The sequence below is a fragment of the Rhizobacter sp. Root1221 genome (genome assembly GCF_001425785.1).
Lineage (GTDB): Bacteria > Pseudomonadota > Gammaproteobacteria > Burkholderiales > Burkholderiaceae_C > Rhizobacter.
This window is the reverse complement of record NZ_LMDI01000053.1, coordinates 1-7735: the sequence shown is the minus strand read 5'-3', so window position 1 is coordinate 7735 and position 7735 is coordinate 1. Positions and strand designations below refer to the sequence as shown.

At 65.4% G+C, this 7735-nt stretch carries 6 protein-coding genes; all 6 read left to right on the top strand.

Annotation, left to right across the window (positions count from 1 at the left end; all coding sequences use genetic code 11):
• Nucleotides 1-499: 499 nt before the first annotated feature.
• The 6 genes from araD1 to ASC87_RS25985 all read left to right on the top strand — a co-directional run bounded on the left by araD1 (nucleotide 500) and on the right by ASC87_RS25985 (nucleotide 7504).
• Nucleotides 500-1495, top strand: coding sequence for an AraD1 family protein (gene araD1 / locus ASC87_RS26010; RefSeq protein WP_056669836.1), 996 nt, complete (start codon nucleotides 500-502; stop codon nucleotides 1493-1495).
• A 12-nt stretch (nucleotides 1496-1507) separates the two neighbouring features.
• Nucleotides 1508-3031, top strand: a complete 1524-nt coding sequence (locus tag ASC87_RS26005; protein ID WP_056669833.1) for a sugar ABC transporter ATP-binding protein — start codon at nucleotides 1508-1510, stop codon at nucleotides 3029-3031.
• Nucleotides 3028-4071, top strand: coding sequence for an ABC transporter permease (locus tag ASC87_RS26000; RefSeq protein ID WP_056669830.1), 1044 nt, complete (start codon nucleotides 3028-3030; stop codon nucleotides 4069-4071). Before ASC87_RS26005 ends, ASC87_RS26000 begins: the two co-directional genes overlap by 4 nt.
• On the top strand, nucleotides 4068-5102 hold the full coding sequence (yjfF, locus tag ASC87_RS25995) for a galactofuranose ABC transporter, permease protein YjfF (RefSeq protein ID WP_056669827.1): 1035 nt from the start codon (nucleotides 4068-4070) through the stop codon (nucleotides 5100-5102). The genes ASC87_RS26000 and yjfF overlap by 4 nt, the downstream gene beginning before the upstream one ends.
• Nucleotides 5103-5150: 48 nt before the next feature.
• On the top strand, nucleotides 5151-6107 hold the full coding sequence (locus ASC87_RS25990; protein ID WP_162255209.1) for a LysR family transcriptional regulator: 957 nt from the start codon (nucleotides 5151-5153) through the stop codon (nucleotides 6105-6107).
• Between the two features lie 434 nt (nucleotides 6108-6541).
• On the top strand, nucleotides 6542-7504 hold the full coding sequence (locus ASC87_RS25985; protein WP_056669822.1) for an ABC transporter substrate-binding protein: 963 nt from the start codon (nucleotides 6542-6544) through the stop codon (nucleotides 7502-7504).
• Nucleotides 7505-7735 lie beyond the last annotated feature (231 nt).

The window sequence follows — 7735 nt, the reverse complement described above, 5'->3', positions numbered from 1 at the left end:
CTCCACGTGTTGCAGATGCCGATCACCGGGCGGCCGTCGAACTCGTCGTGCGGGTACCCCTGGTTCTTGATCCAGCTGCGGTGCATGAACCCATCGCGATCGGCCTTGCCGAACCACGCCTGGCTGCGGCGGAACGGGTACTTGGGCTTCGGCTTCTGGGAGTCCATTCGGTGGTTGTCCTTGAGATTCTGTGGGCCGGGTCGTGGTCGTTCAAAACCCGTTGGCGCATCGTAGCAACGCCTACAGATATTCTAAAAATAATAAATAAATCAAGGTCAATACCATTTTTGCAATCACGATCCGTCTGAGTCGCCGTCCAATCACCATCTCGGCCTCACCCCGGAACCGCGATTTCATGCAGATAGCATGAGGCCCGGGCTGCCTACAACCGCAAATACCCGCAATTCCATTTCGGCATCACTTCCCTGAAAAAAGCGATTAGAACGGCATCACTCTTTTCCCTAGCATGGCGCCCTCAGCCCAACGCGCCACCTTTTCCATGAGACTCATCCAATTTCGAGACCACGACGACCTCTGCCGCGTGGGCCTGGTCGATGCCGCCGGCACCGAGGTTCGCCGCGTGCAGGGGGCGCGCACGACGTACGAGCTGGCGTGCGAGGCGATTGCCCGCCGCGTGCCGCTCGACGCGGTGTGCGAAGCCTCTGGCGAGCCGTTGCGTTACGCCGAGTTGCTGGCCGCAGGACGGGTGCTGGCGCCGCTGCACCACCCGGACCCCGCCCATTGCCTGGTCACCGGCACCGGCCTGACCCACCTGGGCAGCGCCGCCACCCGGGACGCCATGCACCACAAACTGTCGGGCGACGAGACCGCACTGTCCGACTCGATGCGCATGTTCAAGTGGGGCGTCGACGGCGGCAAACCGGTGGATGCCCAACCTGGCGCCCAGCCGGAATGGTTCTTCAAGGGCGACGGCCAGATCGTGTGCGCCCCTGGCGAACCCATCCCGAGCCCCGACTTCGCGCTCGACGCCGGCGAGGAGCCCGAGGTGGTGGGCCTGTACGTCATCGGCGGGGACGGGGTGCCCTACCGCCTGGGCTTTGCCATCGGCAACGAGTTCTCGGACCACGTGACCGAACGCCAGAACTACCTGTACCTGGCCCATTCGAAACTGCGCGCGTGCGCCGTGGGCCCGGAATTGCGCACCGGTGCCCTGCCCGAGCACATGGCGGGCACGAGCCGCGTGTGCCGGGGTGACACCGTGGTGTGGGAGAAGGCCTTCCTGACCGGTGCGGCCAACATGTGCCACTCGTTCGAGAACCTCGAGTACCACCACTTCAAGTACGCGGCCCACCGCCGCCCGGGCGACGTGCACCTGCACTTCTTCGGCACGTCGACACTGAGCTTCGCCGACGGCGTCAAGGTCGAACCCGGCGACCGCTTCGAGATCGACTTGCCCGACCTGGGCGCACGCCTCGTCAACCCGCTCACGGTTGCCGTGGCGTCGTTCGACCTCGGCGGCGTCCAAGCCCTGTAGCAGGAAACCCACATGGCCAGCCTCACCCCTGTTCCCGTGCTCGAGCTGCGTGGCGTCGACAAGCGCTTTTTCGGCACACCGGTGCTCAACCAGGTGGGCCTTCGCCTCTTCCCGGGTGAAGTCCACGCCCTGATGGGCCAGAACGGCGCCGGCAAGTCGACCTTGATCAAGGTGCTGACCGGCGTGTACGAGGCCGACGCCGGTGCGATGACCCTCGGCGGCGAGGCCGCACGGCCGGCCTCGCCGCAGCAGGCCCAGGCACTCGGCATCAGCACCGTCTACCAGGAGGTGAACCTGTGCCCGAACCTGTCGGTGGCGGAGAACATCTTCGCGGGCCGGTACCCGCGCCTCGGCCCGCTCGGTGCCTGGCGCATCGACTGGACGGGCATGAACCAGCGGGCACGCGCACTGCTCGGGCGGCTGAACCTTGACATCGACGTCACCCGCACGCTGTCGTCGTTTTCGGTCGCGGTGCAGCAGATGGTGGCGATCGCCCGCGCGCTGAGCGTCGAATCGAAGGTGCTGATCCTTGACGAACCCACGTCGAGCCTGGACACCGGTGAAGTCGAGCGGCTGTTCGATGTGTTGCGCCGCCTGCGGGGCGAAGGGCTCGCGATCCTGTTCGTGACCCACTTCCTCGAACAGGTGTACGCCATCTCGGACCGCATCACCGTGTTGCGCAACGGGACGCTGGTGGGCGAGTACGCGGCCGCGGCGCTTGGCCCCAAGGCGCTGATCGCCGCGATGGTGGGCCGAGAACTCGCCGACGGCGCCGCGGTGGACGCGGGCCAGTTGGCCGTGCACGAGGGCGAACCGTTGTTGCAGCTGCGAGGCCTTGGCCAGCGCGGCCAGCTGGAGCCCATCGACATGGACATCCGTCCCGGCGAGGTGGTGGGCCTGGGCGGCCTGCTGGGGTCGGGTCGCACCGAACTCGCCAAGCTGCTGTTCGGCCTGGCGACACCCGACACCGGGGAACTGCGCGTCCGGGGCAACACCGTGCGCATCGGCAACCCGGTGGACGCCGTCAAACACGGCCTGGCCCTGTGTCCCGAGGACCGCAAGACCGACGGCATCGTGGCCGAACTGTCGGTGCGGGAAAACATCATCCTCGCGCTGCAGGCGCGTGCCGGCCTGCGCCGTTGCCTGTCGGACGCGCAGCAGAACGCGATGGCCGAGAAGTACGTCAAGGCGCTGGGGATCAAGACCGCCGACATCGACACCCCGATCGGCCTGCTGTCAGGGGGCAACCAGCAGAAGGCGCTGCTGGCGCGGTGGCTCGCCACCGACCCGTCGCTGCTGATCCTCGACGAACCCACACGTGGCATCGACGTGGCCGCCAAGCAGGAAATCATGGACGAGATCCTGCGCCTCGCGGCCGGCGGCATGGCCGTGTTGTTCATCTCGTCCGAGATGAGCGAAGTGCTGCGTGTATCTCACCGCATCGTTGTCCTGCGGGACCGCAACAAGGTCGGCGAACTGCCTGCCGGCTGCGGCGAGCAGGCCGTGTACCACCTGATTGCCGACGAAGCGTCATGACCCGAATCTTCCAACACCGCCTGGCCTGGCCATTGGTGACCCTGGCGCTCCTGCTGCTGGTCAACACCACGTTCAACCTGCAGTTCCTGCACCTGTCGGTGCGCGACGGCCACCTGTACGGCAGCCTGATCGACATCCTGAACCGCGCCGCGCCGCTCGTGCTGGTCTCGCTCGGCATGACACTCGTGATCGCCACCCGCGGCATCGACATCTCGGTGGGGGCCGTGGTGGCGATCTCGGCCGCGCTGGCCGCCTGGATGATCGGCGGCACGCTGGTGGTCAACGACGGCGTGGCCACGCACGTGAGCCGGGTGCCCATGCCGGTGGCCATCGTCGCGGCACTGGCCGTGGCACTCGCCTGCGGGGTGTGGAACGGTCTGCTCGTGGCGCGCGTGGGCATGCAGCCCATCATCGCCACGCTGATCCTGATGGTGGCTGGCCGCGGCATCGCGCAGCTGGTCACCAATGGCCAGATCATCACCATCTACTACTCGCCCTACTCTTTCATCGGCAGCGGCTACCTGCTCGGGTTGCCGTTCTCGCTGTTCATCGTGGCGTTCGTCTACATCGCCGTGTCGCTCGCGATGTCGCGCACCGCGCTGGGCCTGTTCATCCAGGCCGTGGGCATCAACCCGTCGGCGGCCCACGTGGCCGGCGTGAAGGCCAGAAGCATCACGGTGTGGGTGTACGCGTTCTGCGGGATCTGTGCCGGCGTGGCCGGGCTGCTGATCAGCTCCAACGTCAAAAGTGCCGACGGCAACAACGCCGGCCAGTTGCTCGAACTCGATGCCATCCTGGCCGTCACGCTCGGCGGCACGCTGCTCACCGGTGGCCGCTTCAGCCTCGCCGGCAGCGTGATCGGCGCGCTGATCATCCAGACGCTGACCTACGCCATCTACACACTGGGCGTTCCGCCCGAGATCAACCTGGTCGTCAAGGCCGCGGTGGTGTTCGCCGTGATGCTGCTGCAGTCCGCCGAGTTCCGCGCCAGCGTGCGCCAGCTGGTGCAACGCCCCGCAGCGGGCGGAGTTTCCCCATGAGCACCCCCATGCCTCTTGCCTCCCTGTCCGCGCCGGCATCCACGGCGCCACTGCGCCGCCTCCGGCTCGATGCCAAGTACCTGCCGCTGGCCGTCACCATCTCGCTGTTCGTCGCGATGATGACGATGGGTTCGGTCTCGTACACCGGCTTCTTTTCGCTGCAGGTGTTCCTGAACCTGCTGATCGACAACGCGTTCCTCTGCATCGTCGCGGTAGGCATGACGTTCGTGATCCTGTCCGGCGGCATCGACCTGTCGGTGGGTTCCGTGATCGCCCTCACCACGATGGTGCTGGCCTGGGCCATCGAGCGGCACCAGTGGAGCGCCTGGGTCGCCATCCCGCTCGTGCTGGTGATGGGCACCGCCTTCGGCACGCTGATGGGGGTGCTGATCCAGCGTTTCCGGCTGCAACCGTTCATCGTGACACTCGCCGGCATGTTCCTGGCCCGCGGCCTGTGCTACCTGATCAGCATCGACTCCATCAGCATCACCGAAGCCGGCTACTCGGAACTCGCGCAATTGCGCATCCCGGTGTGGGGCGACGCGTCGGTGTCCATCGGTGCAGTGATCGCGGTAGCCGTGGTGGCGGTGGCGATGTTCGCGGCCCACGGCACGCAGTTCGGCCGCACCGTGTACGCGATCGGTGGCAGCGAGGCCTCCGCCGTGCTGATGGGGTTGCCGGTCAAGTCGACCGTGATCGGGGTCTACGCGCTGAGCGGGTTCTGCTCGGCCCTCGCCGGGGTGGTGCTCACGTTCTACATGCTGTCCGGCTACGGGCTGCATGCCGTGGGCCTCGAGCTCGACGCCATCGCCGCGGTGGTGATCGGGGGCACGTTGCTGACCGGCGGCGTGGGCTACATCGCGGGCACCGTCTTTGGCGTGCTGATCCTCGGGGTCATCCAGACGCTGATCATCTTCGACGGCACGCTGAGTTCGTGGTGGACCAAGATCGTCATCGGTGCGCTGCTGTTCGTCTTCTGCGTGATGCAGCGCGCATTCGATTCGGCCGGCCAGAAAGGCCGCGGCCGGTAAGCATCACCCCACGCCGCGTCACAGGAGCGCCATATGCATCGGGGCCAGATGCCCGGACCCCGCCCGGGGGCCCAAGGGGCGTTGAACAGCGACCTCACGTCCCTTCGGGTCAAGCAACTTCTGCTGGTGATGGCGCTCGGGGAAAGCAAATCGGTCCGCAAAGCCGCGGAAACCCTCCACGTGTCCCAGCCGGCCGCCAGCAAGGCGCTGATGGAACTGGAGGCCACCCTCGGCGTGCGCCTGTTCCTCCGTGAACGCACCGGCCTGTCGCCCACCGACGCCGGCCGCTGTGTCATGTCGTATGCGCGGGACATGGTGCAGCAGCTGCGGCGCATGCGGTTCGACCTCGACCGCATCCAGCACCGCGACCAGGCGATCCTGCGAATCGGCAGCATCATGGGGGCGGTGCCCGAGAACCTCTCCACCTGCCTGCGCCGGCTGATCGAGGAGCGACCCAACATCCTCATCGAGGCCGAAGAGAACACGTCGCTGAAGCTGATGCTGCAGCTCCGGTCAGGGGAGGTGGATCTGGTGATCGCGCGCAGCGCCCACCTCGACACCCATTCGGACATCGACTGCGTGCCGCTCGACGAAGAGGCGGTGTACGTGGTGGCCGGCCGCACCCACCCGCTGGCGGGGCAGGACGTGTATTCCTGCGCCCAACTCAGCCAATTCTCCTGGGTGGCCTACGAAAACAGCTCCCCGCTGTCACAGGTATTGACCGATTGGTTCGAGCAGGAAACCGATACCCACCCCACCATCATGCTTCGAACCGCGTCTGCGCTGATTACCGTGGCCGCCCTGAATGCGAGCCACATGCTGGCATTGCTGCCCGCCTCGGTATTCGGCCTCGTGGGTGCGAACAACCAGATCTCACGCATCCACACGTCTGCGCCACTGACGGCCGGCGGTTACTTCGCCTACTGGAACAGGCAGTCATTGAGGCTCGACCTTGTGAATCTCGCGCTGGCTGAGTTGAAGCCTGCCGCGCCGCCCCCTCCCTGAATGTCCCCCGCATGCCACATCACGTGTGGCGCGGGTTTCACAAGAGGTATCCCTCAGAGGGAAAACGCGGGTATCGCGACTGAGCCCGTCCCGCCCCGAAAGGCAGCGAGGCGCCGGCAAAAAACCGTTCCAAGCCCTTTGGCAAGCGTGCAAAACGCCTTGCCGGCGGCGCCCTGTGCGCCCGGAACTCCAAACACGCCGCGCGGGCCCGGACCTCCTATCAGCCATCTCGCGCTCGGCCGGAACTGGGGTTTACGGCAATGTCAAATCGGGAATGCGAAGGCGAAAAAAAACGATCACCGGCCCACGGCACACCTCTTTACCATTCGGCCCAGCGGTGAGGGACTGGAGAGAATTCAACCCAGGCTGAAAGGCCAACCCCATTTACCGCAAGAGCGCATTGCGCAGTCCTTTTGAAATCTGGAGATATAGATATGAATAAGCTACGTGGGGTGGTCATTGCGGCCGTTGCATTATTTTCCATCAGCCTCCATTCCGGCGCGGCCCTGGCACAAAAGAAGATTGTCATGGGGTTCAGCCAGATCGGCGCCGAAAGCGAATGGCGCACCGCCAATTCCGAATCGATCAAATCCGCCGCCAAGGAAGCCGGTATCGAACTGAAGTTTTCCGATGCCCAGCAGAAGCAGGAAAACCAGATCAAGGCCATCCGCTCCTTCATCGCCCAGAAGGTGGACGTGATCGCGTTCTCGCCGGTGGTGGAGTCGGGTTGGGATACGGTGCTGCGTGAAGCCAAGACCGCCAAGATCCCGGTGATCCTGACCGACCGCGCGGTCGACAGCAAGGACACCACGCTCTACACGACCTTCATGGGCTCCGACTTCGTCGAGGAAGGCCGCAAGGCGGGCCGCTGGCTCGTGGAGAAGGTGAAGTCCCAGCCGGGCGACGTCAACGTCGTGGAGCTGCAAGGCACCGTGGGCTCCGCACCGGCCATCGACCGCAAGAAGGGCTTCGAGGAAATCATCAAGGCCGAGCCGCGCATCAAGATCATCCGCTCGCAGACCGGTGACTTCACCCGCGCCAAGGGCAAGGAAGTCATGGAAGCCTTCCTCAAGGCCGAGGGCAAGAAGATCAACGTGCTGTACGCACACAACGACGACATGGCCATCGGTGCCATCCAGGCCATCGAGGAAGCCGGCCTGAAGCCGTCGAAGGACATCACCATCATCTCGATCGATGCCGTCAAGGGTGCCTTCGAAGCCATGATGGCCGGCAAGCTCGATGTGTCCATCGAGTGCAGCCCGCTGCTGGGCCCGCAACTGATGTCCGCCGCCAAGGACCTCATGGCCGGCAAGACCCTCCCCCGCCGCATCGTGACCGAGGAATCCATCTTCCCGAAGGAAGTGGCCGCCAAGGAATTCCCGAAGCGCAAGTACTGATCGCCGTGCCACGGGTACCGGCGCGTTCGGTACCCACCCTGTTTCCTGTTCTGTTGAGTGGAGTACTACCGTGAAAATGAACCGACTGTTCCTTGCAATGAGCCTCGCCGGCTTTGGCATCGCCGCCCACGCGGCCCCTGCGATCGACTTCTCCGGCTACATGCGCGCCGGCGTGGGCGTCACCGCCCGTGGCGGCACCCAGGTGTGCTTCCAGCTGCCGGGCGCGGACAC

Coding starts and splice junctions, on each gene's coding strand:
- ASC87_RS26000 (WP_056669830.1), top strand. CDS start 3,028: ATGACCCGAATCTTCCAACACCGCCTGGCCTGGCCATTGGTGACCCTG.
- yjfF (WP_056669827.1), top strand. CDS start 4,068: ATGAGCACCCCCATGCCTCTTGCCTCCCTGTCCGCGCCGGCATCCACG.
- ASC87_RS25990 (WP_162255209.1), top strand. CDS start 5,151: ATGCCCGGACCCCGCCCGGGGGCCCAAGGGGCGTTGAACAGCGACCTC.
- ASC87_RS25985 (WP_056669822.1), top strand. CDS start 6,542: ATGAATAAGCTACGTGGGGTGGTCATTGCGGCCGTTGCATTATTTTCC.
- ASC87_RS26005 (WP_056669833.1), top strand. CDS start 1,508: ATGGCCAGCCTCACCCCTGTTCCCGTGCTCGAGCTGCGTGGCGTCGAC.
- araD1 (WP_056669836.1), top strand. CDS start 500: ATGAGACTCATCCAATTTCGAGACCACGACGACCTCTGCCGCGTGGGC.